This is a genomic window from Variovorax soli (assembly GCF_031454625.1).
Taxonomy (GTDB): domain Bacteria; phylum Pseudomonadota; class Gammaproteobacteria; order Burkholderiales; family Burkholderiaceae_C; genus Variovorax; species Variovorax soli_A.
The window spans coordinates 149558-170665 of sequence record NZ_JAVDRF010000008.1 but is presented as its reverse complement, the minus strand read 5'-3'; the positions used below and the strand labels follow the sequence as shown (position 1 = coordinate 170665).

Annotated in this window: 18 protein-coding genes; 9 read left to right on the top strand and 9 right to left on the bottom strand. The window is 69.6% G+C overall.

Features of this window, described 5'->3' with window-relative positions:
* Nucleotides 1-15 precede the first annotated feature (15 nt).
* The 4 genes from J2739_RS18775 (at nt 16) to J2739_RS18760 (ending at nt 7793) form a co-directional block, all read left to right on the top strand.
* Entirely contained in the window at nt 16-3513 is a 3498-nt protein-coding gene (locus J2739_RS18775; RefSeq protein WP_309904362.1) for a transglutaminase family protein, read from the top strand.
* Nucleotides 3514-3618: 105 nt separating this feature from the next.
* Nucleotides 3619-6315, top strand: a complete 2697-nt coding sequence (locus J2739_RS18770; protein ID WP_309904360.1) for a circularly permuted type 2 ATP-grasp protein — start codon at nt 3619-3621, stop codon at nt 6313-6315.
* Nucleotides 6316-6318: 3 nt separating this feature from the next.
* Nucleotides 6319-7338, top strand: a complete 1020-nt coding sequence (locus J2739_RS18765; RefSeq protein ID WP_309904359.1) for a transglutaminase family protein — start codon at nt 6319-6321, stop codon at nt 7336-7338.
* On the top strand, nt 7335-7793 hold the full coding sequence (locus tag J2739_RS18760) for a RidA family protein (RefSeq protein WP_309904356.1): 459 nt from the start codon (nt 7335-7337) through the stop codon (nt 7791-7793). Before J2739_RS18765 ends, J2739_RS18760 begins: the two co-directional genes overlap by 4 nt.
* Nucleotides 7794-7964: 171 nt before the next feature.
* Here J2739_RS18760 and J2739_RS18755 read toward each other — a convergent pair whose 3' ends face one another.
* From J2739_RS18755 to J2739_RS18715, 9 genes are all read right to left on the bottom strand, one after another.
* Nucleotides 7965-9197, bottom strand: coding sequence for an MFS transporter (locus tag J2739_RS18755; protein WP_309904354.1), 1233 nt, complete (start codon nt 9195-9197; stop codon nt 7965-7967).
* 164 nt (nt 9198-9361) lie between these two features.
* Nucleotides 9362-10393 (bottom strand): LacI family DNA-binding transcriptional regulator, encoded by a 1032-nt coding sequence (locus J2739_RS18750; RefSeq protein WP_309904352.1) that lies wholly within the window; start codon nt 10391-10393, stop codon nt 9362-9364.
* Entirely contained in the window at nt 10390-11376 is a 987-nt protein-coding gene (locus tag J2739_RS18745; RefSeq protein WP_309904350.1) for a 2-hydroxyacid dehydrogenase, read from the bottom strand. Before J2739_RS18745 ends, J2739_RS18750 begins: the two co-directional genes overlap by 4 nt.
* Nucleotides 11373-12323: a sugar kinase gene (locus J2739_RS18740; RefSeq protein WP_309904348.1), complete on the bottom strand. Its 951-nt coding sequence runs from the start codon at nt 12321-12323 to the stop codon at nt 11373-11375. The genes J2739_RS18745 and J2739_RS18740 overlap by 4 nt, the downstream gene beginning before the upstream one ends.
* Nucleotides 12320-13063, bottom strand: a complete 744-nt coding sequence (locus J2739_RS18735; RefSeq protein WP_309904346.1) for a sugar phosphate isomerase/epimerase family protein — start codon at nt 13061-13063, stop codon at nt 12320-12322. The genes J2739_RS18740 and J2739_RS18735 overlap by 4 nt, the downstream gene beginning before the upstream one ends.
* A gap of 26 nt (nt 13064-13089) precedes the next feature.
* The gene (locus tag J2739_RS18730) at nt 13090-13869 is read right to left on the bottom strand and encodes an amino acid ABC transporter ATP-binding protein (RefSeq protein ID WP_309904343.1); all 780 of its coding nucleotides are present in this window, start codon (nt 13867-13869) and stop codon (nt 13090-13092) included.
* A gap of 19 nt (nt 13870-13888) precedes the next feature.
* Complete coding sequence (locus J2739_RS18725; protein ID WP_309904342.1) at nt 13889-14686, bottom strand: transporter substrate-binding domain-containing protein; 798 nt, start codon at nt 14684-14686, stop codon at nt 13889-13891.
* Between the two features lie 53 nt (nt 14687-14739).
* Nucleotides 14740-15393 (bottom strand): amino acid ABC transporter permease, encoded by a 654-nt coding sequence (locus tag J2739_RS18720; RefSeq protein WP_309904339.1) that lies wholly within the window; start codon nt 15391-15393, stop codon nt 14740-14742.
* A 15-nt stretch (nt 15394-15408) separates the two neighbouring features.
* Nucleotides 15409-16080, bottom strand: coding sequence for an amino acid ABC transporter permease (locus J2739_RS18715; RefSeq protein WP_309904337.1), 672 nt, complete (start codon nt 16078-16080; stop codon nt 15409-15411).
* A gap of 167 nt (nt 16081-16247) precedes the next feature.
* On the opposite strand from J2739_RS18715, the gene J2739_RS18710 reads away from it, so the two are divergent.
* The 5 genes from J2739_RS18710 (at nt 16248) to arsH (ending at nt 21087) form a co-directional block, all read left to right on the top strand.
* A complete protein-coding gene (locus J2739_RS18710; RefSeq protein ID WP_309904335.1) occupies nt 16248-17954 on the top strand; it encodes a magnesium transporter CorA family protein in 1707 nt (568 codons plus the stop codon).
* An 8-nt stretch (nt 17955-17962) separates the two neighbouring features.
* Nucleotides 17963-19177 (top strand): acetate/propionate family kinase, encoded by a 1215-nt coding sequence (locus J2739_RS18705; RefSeq protein WP_309904333.1) that lies wholly within the window; start codon nt 17963-17965, stop codon nt 19175-19177.
* A gap of 87 nt (nt 19178-19264) precedes the next feature.
* Nucleotides 19265-19588 carry an ArsR/SmtB family transcription factor gene (locus J2739_RS18700; protein WP_309904331.1) on the top strand — a complete coding sequence of 108 codons (324 nt, stop codon included), beginning with the start codon at nt 19265-19267 and terminating at the stop codon, nt 19586-19588.
* 61 nt (nt 19589-19649) lie between these two features.
* Nucleotides 19650-20384: an MIP/aquaporin family protein gene (locus tag J2739_RS18695; protein ID WP_309904329.1), complete on the top strand. Its 735-nt coding sequence runs from the start codon at nt 19650-19652 to the stop codon at nt 20382-20384.
* A complete protein-coding gene (arsH, locus tag J2739_RS18690; RefSeq protein ID WP_309904327.1) occupies nt 20371-21087 on the top strand; it encodes an arsenical resistance protein ArsH in 717 nt (238 codons plus the stop codon). The genes J2739_RS18695 and arsH overlap by 14 nt, the downstream gene beginning before the upstream one ends.
* Nucleotides 21088-21108 lie beyond the last annotated feature (21 nt).

Sequence of the window (21108 nt, the reverse complement as noted above, 5' to 3'; positions counted from 1 at the left end):
ACGCTTCAGAAAAAAATGTCCATCCACGCCGCACTCCATCACGTCACCCATTACAAATACGACCGTCCGGTGCAGCTGGGGCCCCAGGTGGTACGCCTGCGTCCGGCGCCGCACTGCCGCAGCAAGGTGATTTCGTATTCGCTGCGGGTCGAGCCCGAGCAGCACTTCATCAACTGGCAACAGGACCCCTTCGCCAACTACCTCGCGCGCCTGGTATTCCCCGAGAAGACGCGCGAGTTCAAGGTCACGGTCGACCTGGTGGTCGAGATGGCGGTCTACAACCCCTTCGACTTCTTCCTCGAGCCGCAGGCCGAGAACTTCCCTTTCAAGTACACCGAATCGCAGGCGCAGGAGCTCGCGCCCTACCTGGTGGCCGACGCGGCCACGCCGCTGGTGGCCGCCTACCTCGAGAAGATCGACCGCAATACGCAGCGCACCATCGACTTCCTGGTCGGCCTCAACCAGCAGGTGCAGCAGGACGTCAACTACCTGATCCGCATGGAGCCCGGCGTGCAGACGCCCGAGCAGACGCTGGCCAATGCCTCGGGCTCCTGCCGCGACTCGGGCTGGCTGCTGGTGCAGCTGCTGCGCCACTGCGGGCTGGCGGCGCGCTTCGTCTCGGGCTACCTGATCCAGCTCACGCCGGACGTGAAGGCGCTCGACGGTCCGAGCGGCACCACCGTCGACTTCACCGACCTGCATGCCTGGTGCGAGGTCTACCTGCCGGGCGCCGGCTGGATCGGCCTCGACGCTACCTCCGGCCTGATGGCCGGCGAAGGCCATATCCCGCTGGCCTGCACGCCCACGCCGTCGAGTGCGGCGCCGATCGAAGGCGCGGTCGACGAGGCCGAGGTGGACTTCGGCCACGAGATGAAGATCACGCGCATCCACGAATCCCCGCGTGTGACCAAGCCCTACACCGAGGACGCATGGGCCGAGGTGCTGGCCCTCGGCGACGCAGTCGATGCACGCCTGGCCGCCGGCGACGTGCGCCTCACCATGGGCGGCGAGCCCACCTTCGTCGCCACCAGCGACCGCGACGCGGCCGAATGGAACACCGATGCGCTCGGCCCCACCAAGCGCGGCTACGCGACCGAGCTGGTGCACCGGCTGCGCGACGAGTACGGCCAGGGCGGCTTCCTGCATTTCGGGCAGGGCAAGTGGTACCCCGGCGAGCAGCTGCCGCGCTGGGCGCTGTCGATCTTCTGGCGCGCCGACGGCCAGCCCGTGTGGCACCGGCCCGAGCTCTTCGCCGACGAGCGCCATCCCACCCACTACACCAGCGACGACGCGCGGCGCTTCACGCGCGCCCTCGCGCACAGGCTGGGCCTGACCGACCGTTTCGTGCAGGCCGGGTACGAGGACGTCTACTACTACCTCTGGCGCGAGCGCCGCCTGCCGGTGAACGTCGATCCCTTCGACTCCAAGCTCGACGACGAGATGGAGCGCGTTCGGCTGCGCCGCGTGTTCACGCAGAAGCTGGATGCCGTCATCGGCTATGTGCTGCCCATCGAGGCCGCCAATGCCGACACCGACGCGCCTGCCCTCGCCGGCCCGGCCTGGAAGACCGGGCCCTGGTTCCTGCGGGACGACCGCCTCTACCTCATCCCCGGCGATTCGCCGATGGGCTATCGCCTGCCGCTGGACTCGCAGCCGTGGGCGAGCAAGGGCGACTACCCCTACCTGATCGAGCGCGACCCCAGCGCCCCGCGAGCGCCCCTGCCCGCCTCGGCCCTGTTCCGCGCGCGCTACGCCGGCCCGGCCGGCGTCGCCCCCGACCTCGTCGACGTGCCCTACGACTTCGGCACGCCGCAGCAGTCGCTTACCGCGGTGCGCTTCCAGGCCGCGCACGGCAATGCCGCGGCGGCGCGCGCGCAGGGCGCGGTGGAGTCGGCCGCGCTGCGCCATCCGAAACGCGGCGAGTCGGCCCACTGGGTCACGCGAACCGCGCTCTGCGTCGAGGTACGCGACCCGCGCCGCGCCAACGGGCCCGCGGCCGAGAAAGTCGGCAGCGCCTCGGGTGTGCTGTACGTCTTCATGCCGCCGCTGGCGCGGCTGGAGGACTACCTCGACCTGCTCGCCGCCGTCGAGGCCACGGCCGGCGAGCTCGACCTGCGGGTGGTGATCGAAGGCTATCCGCCGCCGCGCGATCCGCGCCTCAAGCTGCTGCAGGTCACGCCCGACCCGGGCGTGATCGAGGTCAACATCCATCCGGCCCACAACTGGCGCGAGCTGGTCGAGCACACCGAGTTCCTCTACGGCGCGGCCTTCGAGACCCGGCTGTCGGCCGAGAAGTTCATGACCGACGGCCGCCACACCGGCACCGGCGGCGGCAATCACTTCGTGCTGGGCGGCGCCACGCCGGACGACAGCCCCTTCCTGCGCCGGCCCGAGCTGCTCGCGAGCCTGCTGCTCTACTGGCACAACCACCCCTCGCTCAGCTACCTGTTCTCGGGCCTCTTCATCGGTCCGACCAGCCAGGCGCCGCGGGTCGACGAGGCGCGCAACGACCAGGTCTACGAGCTCGAGATCGCGCTGGCCCAGATCGCGCGCAGCCGCGAGGTCCACGGCCAGGACATGCCGCCCTGGCTGGTCGACCGCACCCTGCGCAACATCCTGGTCGACGTCACCGGCAACACGCACCGCAGCGAGTTCTGCATCGACAAGCTCTACTCGCCCGACACCACCACCGGTCGCCTGGGCCTGCTGGAGCTGCGCGCCTTCGAGATGCCCCCGCATGCGCGCATGAGCATCGCGCAGCAGCTGCTGCTGCGCGCCCTGGTCGCGCGCTTCTGGGACGCGCCCTATCGCGCGCCCGTCACGCGCTGGGGCACCGAGCTGCATGACCGCTTCCTGCTGTCCACCTTCGTCAAGATGGATTTCGAGGACGTGATCAGCGAGATGCGCCAGGCCGGCTTCGCCTTCGACCCGGCCTGGTTCGCGCCGCACTTCGAGTTCCGCTTTCCGCTGCTGGGCCAGGTGCAGGCGATGGGCGTGGAGCTCTCGCTGCGCAACGCGCTCGAGCCCTGGCACGTGATGGGCGAGGAAGGCTCGGCCGGCGGCACGGTGCGTTATGTCGACTCGTCGCTGGAGCGCGTGGAGGTGCGCGTGACCGGGCTCAACGAAAGCCGCTACGCCATCACCGTCAACGGCCAGGCGCTGCCGCTGCAGCCCACCGGCACGGCGGGCGAGTTCGTGGCCGGCGTGCGCTACAAGGCCTGGAACCCGCCCTCGGCGCTGCATCCGAGCATCGGCGTGCATGCGCCGCTGACCTTCGACATCGTCGACACCTGGATGAAGCGCTCGCTCGGCGGCTGCCAGTACTTCGTCGCCCATCCGGGCGGGCGCAACTACGAGACCTTCCCCGTCAACGCCTACGAGGCCGAGAGCCGGCGCCTGTCGCGCTTTTCGAGCATGGGCCATACGCCGGGGCAGCTGCGCACGCCGCCGGCCAACATCGAGATCGCGGGCAGCAGGGAGTTTCCCTTCACGCTGGATCTGCGAAGGGTTTGACGGATCGCGGGTCCGGAAGCGACATCCGTCCGCAAAGGAAGCGCTTCGGACCCTTCGCGTGCGGATGTCGGTCTTCACGTTCGTCGGTGTGACAATGAACGCACCTTGGACCCCTTGAACGAATCCCTCTTCGACGCCCAGGCGCTGGAATCGCCGGCCGCCCTGGCCTCGTCGCTCGCGCCGCCTGCGGCGCCGGGGCATTTCGACGAACTGCGCGGACTCGCCACGCCGGCCAGCGTGCCGCGGCTGGGCGTGCCCTCGCAGCCGGCGCCGCTGCACGATGCATCGTCCCCGCCCCCCGCAATGCCTGCCGAGGCACCGGCCGGCGACGAACGCGCGCCGCTGGCGCCGCACTGGGCCGACTTCTTCGAGCAGCTCGGCGCCGAGGGCTTCAGCGACCTGCCGCGGCGCGCGGTCAGCCTGGAGCGCCAGATCCGCGACAACGGCGTCACCTACAACGTGTACGCCGACGCCGACGGCCCGCAGCGGCCCTGGTCGCTCGATCTCTTCCCGCTGATCGTGCCGCCCGAGAGCTGGGCCGCGATCGAGGCCGGCACGCTGCAGCGCGTGCGCCTGCTCGATCGCATCCTCGCCGACGTCTACGGGCCGCAGCAGCTGCTGGCCGAAGGCCTGCTGCCCTCGGCCCTGGTCCACGGCAACCCGGGCTACCTGCGCGCCATGCACGGCGTGCGCCCGGCGGGCGACACCTGGCTGCGCATCGCCGCGCTGGACCTCGCGCGCGGGCCCGACGGCCACTGGTGGGTGGTGTCGCAGCGCACGCAGGCGCCATCGGGCCTGGGCTACCTGCTCGAGAACCGCCTGGCCATCGCACGGCAGTTCCCACAGGCCTTCGAGGCGCTGCACGTGCAGCGCCTGGCCGCCACCTACAACGCCATGATGGAAGGCCTGCAGCACATGTGCCCGGCCGGCCAGCCGCCCCACATCGTGCTGCTGACGCCGGGGCCCTACAACGAGACCTACTTCGAGCACGCCTATATCGCCCGCTACCTGGGGATCACGCTGGTCGAGGGCAACGACCTCACGGTGCGCGACCAGCGGCTCTACCTCAAGACCTTGCAGGGCCTGCGGCCGGTACACGGGCTGATCAAGCGGCTGGACGACCAGTTCCTCGACCCGCTGGAACTGCGGGCCGATTCCACCCTCGGGGTGCCCGGCCTGCTGCAGGCGGTGCGCGCCGGCAACGTGCTGGTGGCCAACACGCCGGGCTCGGCCTTTCTCGAATCGCCGGCGCTGCTCGGCTTCCTGCCCGCGCTGGCGCGCCGACTGCTGGACGAGAAGCTGCTGCTGCCGGCGCTGCCCACCTGGTGGTGCGGCGAGCGCGCCGCGATGGAGTCGGTGCTGCCCCAGCTGGCCGGCTGCACCATCAAGTCCACCTACGCCGGCGAGGACGGGCATGCCGGCTTCGACACCCTGCTCGGCAGCCGCCTGGGCCGGCGCGAGCTCGACGAATGGGCCGGACGCATCGTGCGCGAGGGCGAGGAATACACGGTGCAGAACTACCTGCCCATCTCGCAGATGCCGACCTGGACCGAGGACCTCGGCGCCGGCCACATCGCGCCGCGCGCGGTGCTGCTGCGCGTGTTCGCGGTCTGCGTCGGCCCGCAGTCCTGGCGCGTGCTGCCCGGCGGCTTGGCGCGCCTGGCGGCGGCCGATGCGCAGATCGCCTCGATGCAGCGCGGCGGCAGCAGTGCCGACGTGTGGGTGCAGACGCACGGCGAGGTCGACCGCACCACTCTGCTCCAGGCCCACGCCACGCCGGCCTCGCTGGCGCGCCATCGCGCGCCCGTCACCAGCCGCGCGGCCGAGAACATGTTCTGGCTGGGCCGCTACACCGAGCGCGCCGAAAACGCCGTGCGCCTGGCGCGGCTCACGCTGGACCTGCTCGGCGGCGAAGACCCTTCTTCTCCCGCCCTGCTGACCTGGCTCCACGACATGGCGCGGCGCAACGCGCTGGTGCCGCGCGACGTGCCCAGCCTGCCGCGTTCGCGGCGCGTCTTCGAGCGCGCGCTGATCGCGGAGCTGGGCGACGTCGACGAGGGCGGCAGCGTCGGCTACAGCCTGCGCTGCATCCGCCAGGCCGCGGCCGCGGTGCGCGAGCGGCTGTCGCCGGACCACTGGAACCAGATCGTGCGCGCCGAGGCCGACTTCATGCGCCGCAGCGCCGAGCTGGCCGGCGAGCGCGGCGAAAGCGGCTACGCCAGCGCCGCCGCGCTGCGCATGCTCGAATCCACCAGCAGCGCGCTGTCCGCAATGACCGGCGCGCAGACCGACCGCATGACGCGCGACGACGCCTGGCGCCTGCTCTCCATCGGCCGCCACATCGAGCGCCTGGCCTTCCTGTCCAGCTCGCTCGCGGCCGGCTTCGAGCTCGGCTCGGTGCATGACATGAGCGGCTTCGAGGCCATGGTCGCGCTGTTCGACAGCACCATCACCTTCCACGCGCGCTACCAGCAGCGCCGCGACGTCGCCACCCTGGTCGACCTGGTGGTGCTGGACGGAGACAACCCGCGCTCGCTGGCCTGGGTCACGCAGACGCTGCGCGGGCGCATCGCGCGGCTCGCGGGCAGCGCACCGGGCAAGCTCACCGCGCTCTCGCACGAGCTGCCGGACCCGGCCACCTGGACCCTCGAACACCTGTGCGACCCCGGCCCCCACGCGGACCACGGCGCGCTGGTGCGATTGCTCGAGACCTGCGAGACCGCGGCCTACCATGTCTCGGATGCCATCGGCATCCGCTACTTCACCCTGACTTCGGAGTCGCTGCGTTCCGTCGGCGCCTGACCCATGCTCCTGCACGTCACCCACGAGACGCGCTACGCGTATTCGCCCGCGGTCGAAACCGCGCAGCACCTGGCGCATCTCAAGCCGCGGACCACGCCGACGCAGCGCCTGGTGAGCCACGCCCTCACCGTCAGCCCCGCGCCGGCGCAACGCAGCGAGTCGCCCGATGTCTACGGCAACGCGCGGGCCTTCTTTGCGCTGGACTCCACTCACGACGAGCTCCGGGTCACGGCCGAGAGCGTGGTCGAGACCTCGCCGCCCCAGCTCTCGCCGGCCGCGGCGCGCGAGCTGCCGTGGGACGAGGTGCGCGAGCGCTTCCGCTACGCCAAGGGCGCGCGCTTCGATGCCGCCGCCGAATTCGTCTTTCCCTCGCATTACGTGCCGCGGCACGACGACTTCGCCGCCTATGCGCGGCCCAGCTTCGCGCCGGGCCGGCCGCTGTTCGACGCCGCCATGGACCTGACGCTGCGCATGCACGCCGATTTCGTCTACGACAGCGGCAGCACCGAGATCAGCACCCCGGCGATCGAGGCCCTGGCCCAGCGCCACGGCGTGTGCCAGGACTTCGCCCACATCATGATCGCGTGCCTGCGCACCCTGGGCCTGCCCGCGCGCTACGTCAGCGGCTACCTGCTGACGCAGCCCCCGCCGGGCCGGCCCCGCCTGATCGGCGCCGACGCTTCGCACGCCTGGGTCTCGGTCTACATTCCCGGCGCCGACGGCCCCGGCGACTGGGCCGATTTCGACCCGACCAACGGCCGCCAGCCCGGCGAGGACTATGTGGCGCTGGCCATCGGCCGCGATTACTCCGACGTCTCGCCGATGCGCGGCGTGCTGCACGGCGGCGCGCGCCACACGTTGGACGTCAGCGTCACGGTGCAGCCGCTGGAGGAACTGCGGGCCGAGGCAGCGCAGGCGGCGCAGCAGGTGCAATCCCAGTCCCAGGCGCAGACACAATCGTCATCCCAAGACCCAGATCTCAACCGAGACGCAGACCCAGACCCAGACAAGGAGCCTTCATGAGCATCAACGACAAACTGAAAAGCCTCGGCATCACCCTCCCGCCGGTCGCCGTTCCGGCCGCCGCCTACGTGCCCTTCGTGCAGACCGGCAAGCTGGTCTTCCTCTCCGGCCATATCGCGAAGAAGGACGGCAAGCCGTGGGTCGGCCAGCTCGGCGCCGGCCTCGGCACCGAAGAAGGCAAGCAGGCCGCGCGTGCCATCGCGATCGACCTGCTGGGCACGCTGAAGGCGGCCATCGGCGATCTCGACAAGGTCAAGCGCATCGTGAAGGTGATGAGCCTCGTCAACTCGACGCCCACCTTCACCGAGCAGCATCTCGTGACCAACGGCGCCAGCGAGTTCTTCGCGGAGGTCTTCGGCCCCGAGAAGGGCGCGCATGCGCGCAGTGCCTTCGGCGTGGCGCAGATTCCCTTCGGCGCCTGCGTGGAGATCGAGCTCATCGCTGAAGTCGAGTAAGACGAAATCCGGGATCGGACATCGAACGCAGACGACGCGAGGGTTTCGCAGAGGACGCAAAGAAAACCCAAGAATCGGTTTTCTATCTTCTTTGCCTTCTGCGTTCGGATGTCCGATCCCGTATCGGAACGGCACGCCATGCACTTCGCTGGCCGATGCCGTTCGGCCTGCCTAGGCGTTCAGGGCCACCGTGCGCCGCGCCCGGCCCAGCGTCCCGATCACGGCCGCCGCCACCAGCACCAGCGCGGCACTCATCAGCATGGTGCTCGCGATGCCGTAGCCGTCCACCACCCGCCCGCCGGCCAGCGCACCGCTGGCGATGGCGACCTGGAAACCGCTGACCAGCAGCGCCTGCCCGGCTTCGGGCGCATCGGGCACGGCCTGCATCATCCAGCCGGTCAGTGCCACGGGGATGAGGCCGAAGGCGACACCCCAGACCACAACCACGAGCGCGCCGGCCAGCATGCCGTCGCCGACCAGGGTCGAGAGCACCAGGGCCGAAGCCAGCAGCAGCGCCGCCGTCAACGCGGCCAGGCGCACGCTGCGCGCCACCAGGCTGCCGCCGAAGAAGGTACCGATGAAGCCGGTCGCGCCGTAGACCAGCAGCAGGGTCGTCACCGCATCGGGTCCGAGGCCGAAGCTCTGTTGCAGCAGCGGCTTGAGGTAGGTGTAGGCCGCGAAATGGCCGGCGATGAGGAACAGCACCGCCAGCAAACCGACCTGGGCCATGCGCCGGGTGAGCGGCGTCAGCAGGTCGCGCGGCCGGATGGCGCGCGCGGGCGGCATCGAGGGCAGCAGCCAGATCTGCATCAGCAGCACCACCGTCGCCAGCACGCCGGTCGCTCCGAAGGCCGCGCGCCAGCCGGCCAGGTTGCCGAGGAAGGCGGTGATCGGCACGCCGAAGACGGTCGCGCCCGAGATGCCGGCCAGCACGATCGACATGGCGCGCGCCTTGGAGGCGTCGGGTACCAGCTGGGTGCCCGCGCCAGGCGCGAAGGTCCAGAAGCCGCCGATGCACAGGCCCAGCAGCAAGCGCGCGACCAGCATCGTGGCGAAGTTGGGCGCCAGCGCGGCCAGGAAGTTCGAGGCCGCCAGCAGCACGCTGAGCGCGACCATCACGGTGCGCCGGTCGAGCCGGCCCGAGGCCACGATCAGGGCCGGGCCGGCGAAGGCGGCCAGCACGCCGGGCATGGTGACCATCAGGCCGGCGGTGCCGTCGGAGACGCCGAGGCCGGCCGCGATGTCGGTCAAGAGGCCGATGGGCAGGAACTCGGTCGTGACCATCGCGAAGGTGCCGACTGCGATGGAGCCGACCGCGAGCCAGGTGGAACGCGAGGGGGTTTCCGTGTGCGCCGGCGGGGGCGCGAGCACGGCATCGTCGCAGGTGGTGCAGGGAGCATTCATGGGCAGGTCTTCAAAAAGAAAAGCCTGGGCCTTGGGGTCGGCCCGGGCTTGTTGCGGTGCGCCCAGTTTGACGGCGCCCCCCTGCTTCTCAAAGACGGCGCGGGGAAGTTGTCCGTTTCCCGATCGCTAACAATGCGTCGCGACGAAGCGCGTGCCCGAGCCGATCAAGCCGCGGTCGAAGAGCCCCGCACCACCAGTTCCCCCGGCAGCAAGAGCTGCCGCGGCGGCCCCTCGAGCCCGCGCAGCCGCTCGATCAGGCAGGTCGCAGCGGTGCGCCCGATGGCGTCGGTGGGCTGGGCGACGGCGCTGAGGCCAGGGCCGATCAGCGGCGCCCATTCGGGATCGTCGAAGCCCACGAAGCCGAGCTCGACGCCGAAGTGCCAGCCCAGGCGCGCCATCGCGGAGGCCACGCGCAGGGTCACGACGGCATTGCCGGACAGCACGGCGGCGCGGCGCCCGCTCCTGGCGCGCTTGCGCAGGGCACGCAGGGCGGCATCGAGCGCATCGTTGTCCTCCTCGGTGCTCTCGAACACCTCGCCGGCGACGCGCGGCTGGTGCGCCGCGATGCAGGCACCGAAGGCCTCGGTCCGTTCGCGCCGCGAGCTCACGCCTTTCAGCGGCTCGGTGATGTAGAGCAACTCGCGGTATCCGCCCTCGACCAGATGGCCGCAGGCGGCCTTCATCGCGGCCGGGTTGTCCAGCGAGACGAAGTCGGTGTGCATGCCGGCATGGCGGCGGTCCACCAGCACCGCGGGCTTGCCGTGCAGCGCCTCGGCATCGACCAGGCCGGCGCCGCGGCCCAGCGTGTTGAGGATGAAGCCGTCGACCTGGTAGCCGGCGAGCGCATCGATGGCCTCGCGCTCACGGTCGATGTCGTTGCCGAGGTTGAACAGCATCACCAGGTAACCGGCCTCCTGGCAGGCCTTCTCGGCGCCGCGCAGCACGGCCACCGAATAGGGGTTGGTGATGTCGGCCACGATCAGGCCGATCAGGCGCGAGCGACCATGGCTCAGCGCCTGCGCCATCGGGCTCGGCGTGTAGGCCAGCTTGGCGACCGCGGTTTCGACGCGCGCGGCGATGTCGTCGCTCAGCAGTCGGTCGCGGTGGTTGAGAAAGCGCGAGACGGTGGCCTTGGAGACGCCGGCTTCTTTCGCCACGTCTGCGATGGTCGCCCTGCCTGGCTTCTTGGGGCTCATGCGAAGGCCGTGTCGTAGACCGCCAGGGGCCGCTCGCCGGCGAGCGCCTTCAGCAGGTTGCTGACCGCCAGCTCCGCCATGGCATGCCGCGTCTCGTGGGTGGCCGAGCCGATGTGCGGCAGCGGCGTGACGCGCGGATGCGTGCGCAGCGGCGAATCCAGGGGCAGCGGCTCGACCGCAAAGACGTCGAGGCCGGCGGCTCGCAGCGTGCCCTGGTCGAGTGCGTCGAGCAGCGCCGGCTCCTGCACCGTGGCGCCGCGGCCGCCGTTGATGAAGATGGCGCCGGGCTTCATGCGGCCGAACACGCGCGCATCGATCATGCCGCGCGTGCTGTCCGACAGCGGCAGCATGGCGACGACGATGTCGGCGCGCGCCAGCAGCTCGTCGAGCGGCGTATGCGTGGCCCGGCCCAGCAGCTCGGGCGCCTGCGCCGCCAGGTCGACGGCGCGCCGCGCGTGGTAGAGCACCGGCATGCCGAAGCCCAGGGCCGCGCGCCGGGCGATGGCCTGCCCGATGCGGCCGAAGCCCAGCAGGCCCAGGGTCTTGCCATGCACGTCGTGGCCGAACAAGTCCTCGCCGATGTTCTTCGTCCAGCGTCCTTCGCGCACCAGGTTGGAAAGCTCGACCACGCGGCGGCTGGTCGCCATCAGCAGCGCGAAGACGGTGTCGGCCACCGTTTCGTCGAGCACGCCGGGCGTGTGGCACAGCAGGATGCCGCGCGCGTGCAGCGCAGCCAGCGGGTAGTTGTCGACGCCCACGGAGACGCTGGAGATCGCTTCCAGCTTCGGCGCGCGCGCGAGCAGCGCTTCGTCGACCGGGAAGCTGGAGCCGATCAGGCCCTGCGCCTCGTGCAGCGCGGCCTCGAAGGCATCGCGCTGCGCCGCGATGCGCGGATTGACCAGCGTGAGCTCGTGCGCCGACCGAAGGCGGGCGAGCTGGTCCTCGGGCAGCTCGCGGAAGACCAGGACCTTCTTGCGCGTCACAAGCGCGCCTCGTCCAGTTGCGCCCGCGTCGGCAGGCCCTCGGTGTCACCCAGTACCTGGACCGCGCGGGCGCCGATCCAGGCGGCACGGCGCACCGCCTCGGGCACCGTCCTGCCTTCGAGCAGCGCGCTGATCACGCCCACCGCGAAGCCGTCGCCGGCGCCGACCGTGTCGATCACCTTCTCGACCGGAAAACCCTGGACGCGGCCGGTGCCCGCCGCATCGCTGTCGTAGTAGGCGCCCTCCGCGCCGAGCTTGACCACCACCAGCTTCGCGCCGCGCTCGCGGTAGAAGCGCGCCACGCCCTCGGGCGTGCGCTGGCCGGTGAGCAGCAGGCCTTCCTCCATGCCGGGCAGCACCCAGTCGGCGCGCGCGGCCAGCTCGTTGATCCAGTGGCGCATGGCCTCGGTCGAGGACCACAGGGTGGGCCGCAGGTTGGGGTCGAAGGAGATGCTGCGGCCGGCCGCGCGCATCACCTCCATCGTCTTCAGGGCGGCCTGCAGGCTGCTGTCGGAAATGGCGGCGAACACGCCGGTCGCATGCAGGTGCCGCGCCGAGCGCAGCCAGGCCTCGTCCACATCGGCCGGCCCCATCTGGCTGGCCGCCGAGCCCTTGCGGTGGTACTCGACCGGCGGGTCGCTGCCGTCGGTCACGCGGCCCTTGAACTGGAAGCCGGTGCGTTGTGCCGGATCGCAGGTCACATGGGAGCAGTCGATGCCTTCTGCCTGCATCGTGGCGAGCAGCGAGCGGCCCATCGTGTCGGTGCCGAGCCGGCTGGCCCAGCCGACCTTCAGGCCGAGCCGCGCGAGCCCGATCGCGACGTTGGTCTCGGCGCCGGCCGTGCGCTTGTGGAAGGCGGTCGCGTTCTCGATGGGGCCGGGCTGGTCGGCCACCAGCAGCAGCATGGCTTCGCCGAACAGCGCGACATCGAAGGCGGATGGGGTCATGGCGTGGCTTTCAGCGAACGGATCCGGGCGACCTGCCCGCGCGTGGCAGCGAGCAGGTCGTCGCCGAGCAGAGGGTATTCGATGGCGTGCGGCACATCCGCCGGTAAAACCCGCAGCACGGCGCGCCAGGGCGCGAGCGAGTCCTCCAGCGGCACCGCCACCCACTTCGCGGGCAGGCGCTGCACGCCCTTGCAATGCACATAGCGCACGCGATGTGCCAGCGCCTGGGCCGCCGCCAGCGGGCATTCGCCCAGCCAGTGCCAGTTGCCCATGTCGAAGGTCATGCCCAGGTCGAGCCCCGCCGCATCGGCCGCGTTGAAGAAGGCCTGCAGCGCAGGCAGCGTGCCGCCCGCCACGGTCTGGTCGTTCTCGATCAGCAGCTCGACCGCCTGCGCATCGAGCAGCGCCTTGAGCCGCGGCAGCGAGGCGTGCGAGCCCGCACCGAAGCCGCCGATCGACATCTTGAGCCGGTGCGCGCGCAGGGTCCCGGCTGCGGCCAGGCCGCGCGCGAGCGCCTCTTCATCCAGGGTTGCGTCGTGCGCCCACAGCCCCTCGGGGCTCGAGTAGACGGCCGCCAGGCCAGCCAGCGCAGGCAGCTCGCCCGCCGCATCGCGCAGCAGCTCGCCGCGCACCTCCACGCCGTCCGCCCCCGCCTCCAGCGCCAGCCTCGTGCACCACAGCTGCCCGTGTCGCCCCACCTCGGCCGCGCCAAAGGACGACAGTGAAATCAATACGTTCATTCGGCTGCCCGATCCCGCCGCCGCCTTCAGTGCGCCTGATGCGAACTGAGAATCTGCCCCAGGAACTGCCGGGTCTTCTCGTGCTTCGAGTGGCCGAAGAACTCGCCGGGCGGCGCCTGCTCGACGATCTTCCCGTCGGCCATGAAGATCACGCGGTCCGCCACGCTGCGCGCGAAGCCCATCTCGTGCGTCACGCACAGCATGGTCATGCCGTCCTCGGCCAGGCCGATCATGGTGTCGAGCACTTCCTTGACCATCTCGGGGTCCAGTGCCGAGGTGGGCTCGTCGAAAAGCATGATCTTCGGCGACATGCACAGCGCCCGCGCGATCGCCACGCGCTGCTGCTGTCCGCCCGACAGCTGGCTCGGGTACTTGTGGGCCTGCTCGGGGATGCGCACGCGCGCGAGGTACTTCATCGCCACCTCTTCCGCCTGTTCCCTGGACATGCCGCGCGAGCGCATCGGCGCAAGCGTGCAGTTCTGCAGGATGGTCAGGTGCGGGAACAGGTTGAACTGCTGGAACACCATGCCGACCTCGGCGCGCACCGCGTCGACGTTCTTGCCGCCGGCCGTGAGCTCGATGCCGTCGACGACGATCCTGCCCTTTTGCACCGTCTCGAGCCGGTTGATGCAGCGAATGAGCGTCGACTTGCCCGAGCCCGACGGCCCGCAGATCACGATGCGCTCGCCGGTGCGCACCGACAGGTCGATGTCGGTCAGCACCTGGAAAGTGCCGTACCACTTGTTCACCGCTTCCATGCGGATGATCGATTCGGCGGTGGCGTGGGTTGCGACGAGTGCGCTCATGGGTCGGTCCGTATTCCGCTTACTGCAGTTTCGGCAGATCGGTCTGCAGCCACTTGTTGTAGAGCTTGTTCAGCTCGCCATTCGCCGTGTTCTTCGAGACGAACTCGTTCACGTGCTTCAGCAGGTCGTCCTGGCCCGGGCGCATGGCGATCGCCATGGCCTGCTGCACCAGGGTGAACTTGTTCTCGAAGGTCTTGGGCGGCACGCGCTTGGCGATCTGCGCCGCGACGGTCACCGAGCAGCCGATGGCGTCGACCTGGCCCGAGATCAGCGCCTGCATGGCCGAGGCGTCGTCGTCGAAGCGGCGGATCTCGGTGCCCTCCGGCGCGGCCTTGGTCACGGCCACGTCCTGCGTGCTGGCACGGGCCACGCCCACGCGCACGCCCTTCAGGTCGGCCGCGCTCTTGATGTTGCTGCCGGTCTTGCCGTAGAGAACGATGGTGGCGGCCGCATAGGGCTGCGAGAACTGCACCTGCTTCGCGCGCTCGGGCGTCACCGCCAGCGAAGCCACCAGCAGGTCGACCTTGTTGGTCAGCAGGAAGGGGATGCGGTTGGGGCCGGTGACCGGAACGATGTTGGCCTTGACGCCCCAGTCCTTGGCCAGCAGCTTGGCGACGTCGGCGTCGTAGCCGTCGGGCTGGTTCTGCGCATTGGTGGTGCCGTAGGGCGGGAAGTCGACCAGCATGCCGATGGTGACTTCGCCCTTCTTCTTGATGTCGGCAACGGTCTGGGCGGACGCGAGCGGTGCGAAGGCGGTCAATGCGGCGCCGAGGCCCAGGGCGGCGATGGCGGCACGGCGGGTGGTGAAGAGGGTCATGGTGGAGGTCTCCTGGATGAGGACGTGAAGAGAAGAAGAGAAAGGCGAAGGGCTCAGCGCGCGAACGCGATGGCGCGCTTGCGTTCCATGCGCGCGGCCATCAAGGACAACGGCCAGCAGATGGCGAAGTAGATCGCCGCCACGCTGGTGAAGACATACAGCGGCTGAAAGGTCGCGTTGTTGATGATCTGGCCGGCGCGCGTGACCTCGGTGAAGCCGATGATGGCGGCGAGCGAAGTGCCCTTGATGATCTGCACCACGTAGCCCACCGTCGGCGCCAGCGCGATCTTGAAGGCCTGCGGCAGCACCACGTCGCGCATCCGGCTCGCGTAGCCCAGGTTGAGCGCGTGCGCGGCCTCGGTCTGCCCGCGCGGGATGGCCTCGATGCAGCCGCGCCAGATTTCGCCGAGGAATGCGGCGCTGTTGAGGACCAGCGCCACGCCGGCGGCGATCCACGGATTGATGTCGAAGCCGACCACCGGCGCGCCGAAGAAGATGAGGAACAGTTGCAGCAGCAAGGGCGTGCCCTGGAACACCTGGATGAAGCCGGTGGACAGCAGCCGCGCGGTCTTGCTCTCGGAGGTGCGCGCCAGCGCGATGACGAGCCCCAGCGTCGCGCCGCCGATGAAGGCGATCAGCGACAGCGCCAAGGTCCACCTGGCCGCTTCTAGGATGAAGAGGAAATCGGGAAAGCCGAAGGTTCGCATGGTGTGAGCCGCCTCTCAGCGCCGGTCCGGGTAGTTGAGCGTGCGCCGGTAGATCAGCTTGAACAGCGTCGAAAACGCGAGCGCCAGCGCCAGGTAGATGCAGGCCACGACGATGTAGATCTCGAAGCTGCGGAAGGTCTGCGACTGCAGATTGGCCGCGACCGAGGTGAGGTCGTCGGCGGAGATCACCGACACCACGGCCGAGCTCAGCATCAGCAGGATGAACTGGCTGGTGAGCGCGGGGTAGATGGCCTTCAGCGCCGGCTTGATGATCACGAATCGGAAGATCTCCCAGGGCTTGAGATTGAGTGCCCGCCCCGCCTCGATCTGGCCCTTGGGGATGGATTCGATGCCGGCGCGGATGATCTCCGTCGCGTAGGCGCCGAGGTTCACCACCATGGCCGTGAGTGCCGCGGTGTAGGGCGACCAGCGCAGTCCGATGGCCGGCAGCGCGAAGAAAAAGAAGAACAGCTGCACCAGGAAAGGCGTGTTGCGGATCACCTCGATGTAGGCATTGACGATGAAGCGCAGCCAGCCCGGCCCCGAGGTCTTGCCCCAGGCGCAGAAGATGGCGACCACCAGCCCGAGCAGCGTGGCCACCAGCGAAAGCTGGATCGTGATCCAGGTGCCCTTCAGCAGCAGCGGCCAGGCAGCAAAGACGGCATCGAACTGGAATTGGTAGTTCACGGGGAGGAAGCTCTGGACTGGTGCATGTGCGGGGGCGAAGGCACCAGAACGGGTCTCCGCAAGCTCAGGCGCAGTGTATGTGAAACCGGTTTCAGAGCCATATCGGGGATTTCCCTAGGCACCCCTCGCAGGCTCCCCGCCGGCATGCCGGTGCCTACACTGGCGCCATGCAGCAGATCACTCCTACCTTAGAAGCTGCGGCGCAGGCGGCGAGCGCGGCGACGGCGCCCGCCGTGCGCCACCTGCGCGCGACCCTGCTGTGGCCCTTGCGCCTGATGCCGACGCAGGGAACGCTGCAGCAGCAGCGGCGCAGCCCGTGGCAGGTGCTCAAGGAGATGGGCGATGCTTCGCCCTGGCGCGAGGAGTTCGACGAATACACGGGGAGCAACGAGGGCTTCCACGAACGCCACTACAACGAGTTCGTCAGCTTCCTGCCTTACGTGCAGCGCTTCCTCTACGGCGAGGGCCGTCGCGGCCGCGAGGCCGGCGGCACGGGCGGCGAATCGCCGATGCGGGTCTTCCGCCGGCGCGACATCGCCGCCGTCCGCGTGGTCACGCGCCCCGGCGACGCGCCCGTCACGCTGCAGGTCATTCACACCGACCTCTACTTCTTTTTCGACGTCGACGTGGTGATGCTGAACATGGAAGTGGGCGTGGACGACCTGAGCCTGCCGCAGGCGCAGGAGGTCCTCTACCGCTTCGGCCGCGCCTACCCCGGCGGCTGGGATGCCCAGGGCGCGGCCTTGCATTGCATGGCGAGCGTCGAGTGGCTCGATGCAAGCGGGCGCGTGTTCGCGAGCTCCGATGCGCAGCAGCGCGACCTCTTCCTCGCGCATGTGGCCGAACACCGCGCGCCGCGCATCGCGGCGCACTGGGCATGGCTGATGCAGCCGCTGGTGAGCGACCATTCGGGCGAGCCCGGCGCGCTGCGCTTCCGCCAGCTCGAGTACTACCGCATGCCGCTGATGGCCTACCTCGCGCTCGACGATCCGCGCCGGCTTTCGCGCAGCGACTTCATCCGGCTGGCGCTCGTCACCGGCGCGTCCGAGCCGGCGGTCGGCGGCGGCGGCCCCCTGCCCTTTGCCGAGGAGCATCTGGAGGACTTCGAGCAGCGCTTCTGCTACGACCGTTTCTGGGTCAACGCCGGCAGCGCCCCGAACACGCGCTACCTGTGCAGCGGGCGCTCGCTGGTCGTGATCGGCGCCGCGGACTCCGAGTTCTTCTGCTGCCGCGACCGCGGCGTGCTGGCGCAGTTCCGGCACCAGCACTTCCTGGTCTTCCTCATCGCGCACTTCCAGAAGGCGGCGCTGCTGATGTTCTCGGACCGGCTGGTCGAGGCGCTGCGCCGGCTCGACGTGCACGACGTCGCGAGCGTCAAGGTCTTCAAGCGCGCCATCCGCGCGAGCTTCGAGGGATTCCTGCGCTTCACCCACCGCTACTGGTTCCACGAGATCTCGGAACAGGCCCAGGTGCGCGCGCTGTCGCACCTGTGCACCACGCACCTGGCGCTCGATCCGCTCTACGACGAGGTCAAGGAGCGCATCGCCGACATGAACACCTACCTCGACGCCGACAGCCTGCGCCGCCAGGCCAACACCGTGGTGCGACTCACCGTGGTCACCCTCTTCGGCCTGATCGGCACCGTCACCACCGGCTTCCTCGGGATGAACCTGCTGGCCGAGGCCGATGCGCCGCTGTGGCGGAAGCTGCTGTGGTTCGGCGTGGTGGGCGCATTCACCACCTGGCTGACCTTCTACACCATGATCAAGTCCAAGCGCCTGTCGGACTTCATCGACGCACTGTCGGACGAGCGGCACAGCTTGAGGACCCGGCTCGCCGTGCTGGCGCGGGTGTGGAAGCCGGGGGCGGACTGAAGCCCGCCATGTCCGAACACATCATCACCTTCAACGCCGGCTCGTCGTCGATCAAGTTCGCGCTCTTCTCAGTCGATGCCGAGGGGCGGCTGCGGCGCGCGGCGGCGGGCCAGGTCGACGGCCTCGGCAGCAACGCGCGCCTCGCGGCAAAGGCCGCGGACGGCCGCGTGCTGCATGACGGCGGTCTGCCCGCGGGCCCGGCCTGCGGCCATGGCGATGCCCTGGCCGCGATCCTTGCGCTGATCCAGGCCGCGTTCCCGCAGCTGCGCTTCGCCGCCATCGGCCACCGCATCGTGCATGGCGCCGCACGCCACAGCGCCTCGACGCTGATCGACGACGCGGTGCTGGCCTCGCTGCACACGCTGGTACCGCTGGCGCCGCTGCACCTGCCGAACAACATCGTCGGCGTCGAGGTCACCCGTCGCGCCTTCCCCGGCGTGCCGCAGGTGGCCTGCTTCGACACCGCCTTCCATCGCGGCGGCGGCTTCCTGGGCGAAGCCTACGCGCTGCCGCGCGATTACTTCGAGGCCGGCATCCGGCGCTATGGCTTCCATGGCCTTTCCTACGAGTACGTCGCCGGGCGCCTGGCCGAGCTGTCGCCGCGCGAAGCCGCGGGGCGCGTGATCGTCGCCCACCTCGGCAACGGCGCGTCGATGTGCGCGCTGCGCGGCGGCCGCTCGATCGACACGACGATGGGCTTCAGCGCGCTCGACGGGCTGCCGATGGGCACGCGCTGCGGCGCGATCGATCCCGGCGTGCTGCTGCATCTGCTCCAGACGCACGGCTACGACGCAGCGCGCCTGTCGGACCTGCTCTACAAGGAATCGGGCCTCAAGGGCCTGTCCGGCATCTCGCACGACCTGCGCGCGCTGGAGGCCTCGGAGGACGCGCATGCGAGCGAGGCGATCACGTATTTCTGCGCTCGCATCCGGCGCGAAGCCGGCGCGCTCGCGGCATCGCTCGGCGGCATCGATGCGCTGGTCTTCACCGGCGGCATCGGCGAGAACTCGGCACGGGTGCGCGCCGCCGTGCTCGGCGGGCTGGACTGGCTCGGCATTCGCTTCGATCCCGAGGCGGCGTCCGAGGAACGCGGCGACCGCGTGATCTCGGCTCCCGGCTCGCCCGCCAGCGCCTGGGTGATCGCGACCGACGAGGAGGCCATGATCGCGCGCCACGCGCTCGGCCTCGTTCGCGCGGCCCCGCCGCGGGTGCAGGCCGCCTGAGCTGGGCGGCAGCGGAGATGCGGTCGGCTTCGTCGACGCTCGCCCGGCGCGGCCGTTCGCCTTCCATATTTCGACTAAACTAGAACGATGGAAGAAAAACAGGCCGTACGCTCCCTTGCCGCGCTGGCGCAAGAGGCCCGATTGCGGGTGTTTCGCGCGCTGGTGATCGCCGGTACCCGAGGCATGACGCCCGGCGTCATGGCCGAGGGTTCGGGCATTCCCCCGGCAACCCTGTCCTTCCACCTGAAGGAGCTCGTGAACGCAGGCCTCGTTACGCAAGAGCGTCTGGGCCGCAATCTTGTCTACCGGGCATCGTTCGATCGGATGAACGAGCTGCTGGGCTACCTCACCGAGAACTGCTGCCAGGGCGAGACATGCCTGACCGACACCGCCACCTCCTGCAAGTGCTGAGGAAGGCGATGCGCAACGAAGGCCTGCAGAAGGCCTTCATCCCCCTTTCGAAGCACTGAGCATGCCCGTCTCCACACCACAACGACTGCTCGGCGAGGCCCTGGGCACCGCGCTTCTGCTGACGGCCGTCATCGGCTCCGGCATCATGGCCGAGCGCCTGGCCGGCGGAAACGTCGCCATGGCGCTTCTGGCCAACACGCTCGCCACGGTCGGCGGCCTGTACATCCTCATCGAAGTGTTCGGCCCCGTCAGCGGGGCTCATTTCAATCCCGCGGTGTCCCTCGTGATGGCCGGCAGAAGAGAGCTTGCGCTGCACCTGCTCGCACCGTATGTGCTCGCGCAGCTCCTCGGTGCGGTGCTGGGCGCCTGGCTTTCGCACGCGATGTTCGACGTGACCATCCTCCAGTTCTCGACGAAGGTGCGCAGCGGCCCCGGTCAATGGATTGCCGAGGGCGTGGCGACCTTCGGCCTGGTGCTGGTCATCCTGCGCGCGCCGGCGGCACGCGTTGCGGCCATGGTTGCGGCCTACATCGGCGCGGCCTACTGGTTCACGGCTTCCACCTCGTTCGCGAACCCGGCGGCGGCGTTCGGACGGATGTTCAGCGACAGCTTCGCCGGCATCGCGCCGTCGAGCGTTCCAGGGTTCGTGGTTGCCGAGCTGATCGGCGCCGCTCTTGCCGTGGTCGTCCACAAGGTGTTCGCCGGCGCGCCGGTCGCGCCTGAAGTCTCTTCACCCAGAGCCCGGTCCGAAGAAGACCGCCCAACAAGCAACGAGAGCCGACATGTCAGTTCCTGATCTGCCGAACCTGGACGCCTCCGCATTCGTCAAGCCGGAGCTCCAGGACCTCCTGCCCAGCGAGCGCGCGACGCACGCGCCCAGGATCCTGCTGCTCTACGGATCGGTGCGCGAGCGTTCCTACAGTCGCCTCCTCACCCAGGAGGCCGCGCGGCTGCTGCGCCTCATGGGCGCTGAAACGCGCATCTTCGACCCGCGAGGACTTCCGCTGCCGGACGAAGCGCCAGAGAGCCACCCGAAGGTTCAGGAGCTGCGCGAGCTGGCGCGGTGGTCCGAAGGCATGGTGTGGACTTCGCCTGAACGCCACGGGGCGATGACGGGCATCATGAAGGCACAGATCGACTGGATTCCGCTGGCCGTCGGCGCCGTGCGACCCACGCAGGGCAAGACCCTGGCGGTGATGGAAGTCTCCGGCGGCTCGCAATCCTTCAACGCCGTGAACCAGATGCGCGTGCTGGGCCGCTGGATGCGGATGATCACGATCCCCAACCAGTCGTCGGTGGCCAAGGCCTTCCTCGAGTTCGACGAGCACGGCCGCATGAAGCCGTCGTCCTACTACGAGCGCGTGGTCGATGTCATGGAAGAGCTCATGAAGTTCACGCTGCTGACGCGAGACTGCGCAAGCTTTCTGGTCGATCGCTACAGCGAGCGGCGCGAGACCGCCGAAGCGCTTTCGAAGCGGGTCCATCAGCGCAGCATCTGAGTGAGCGCCTTGCCGAGCCGT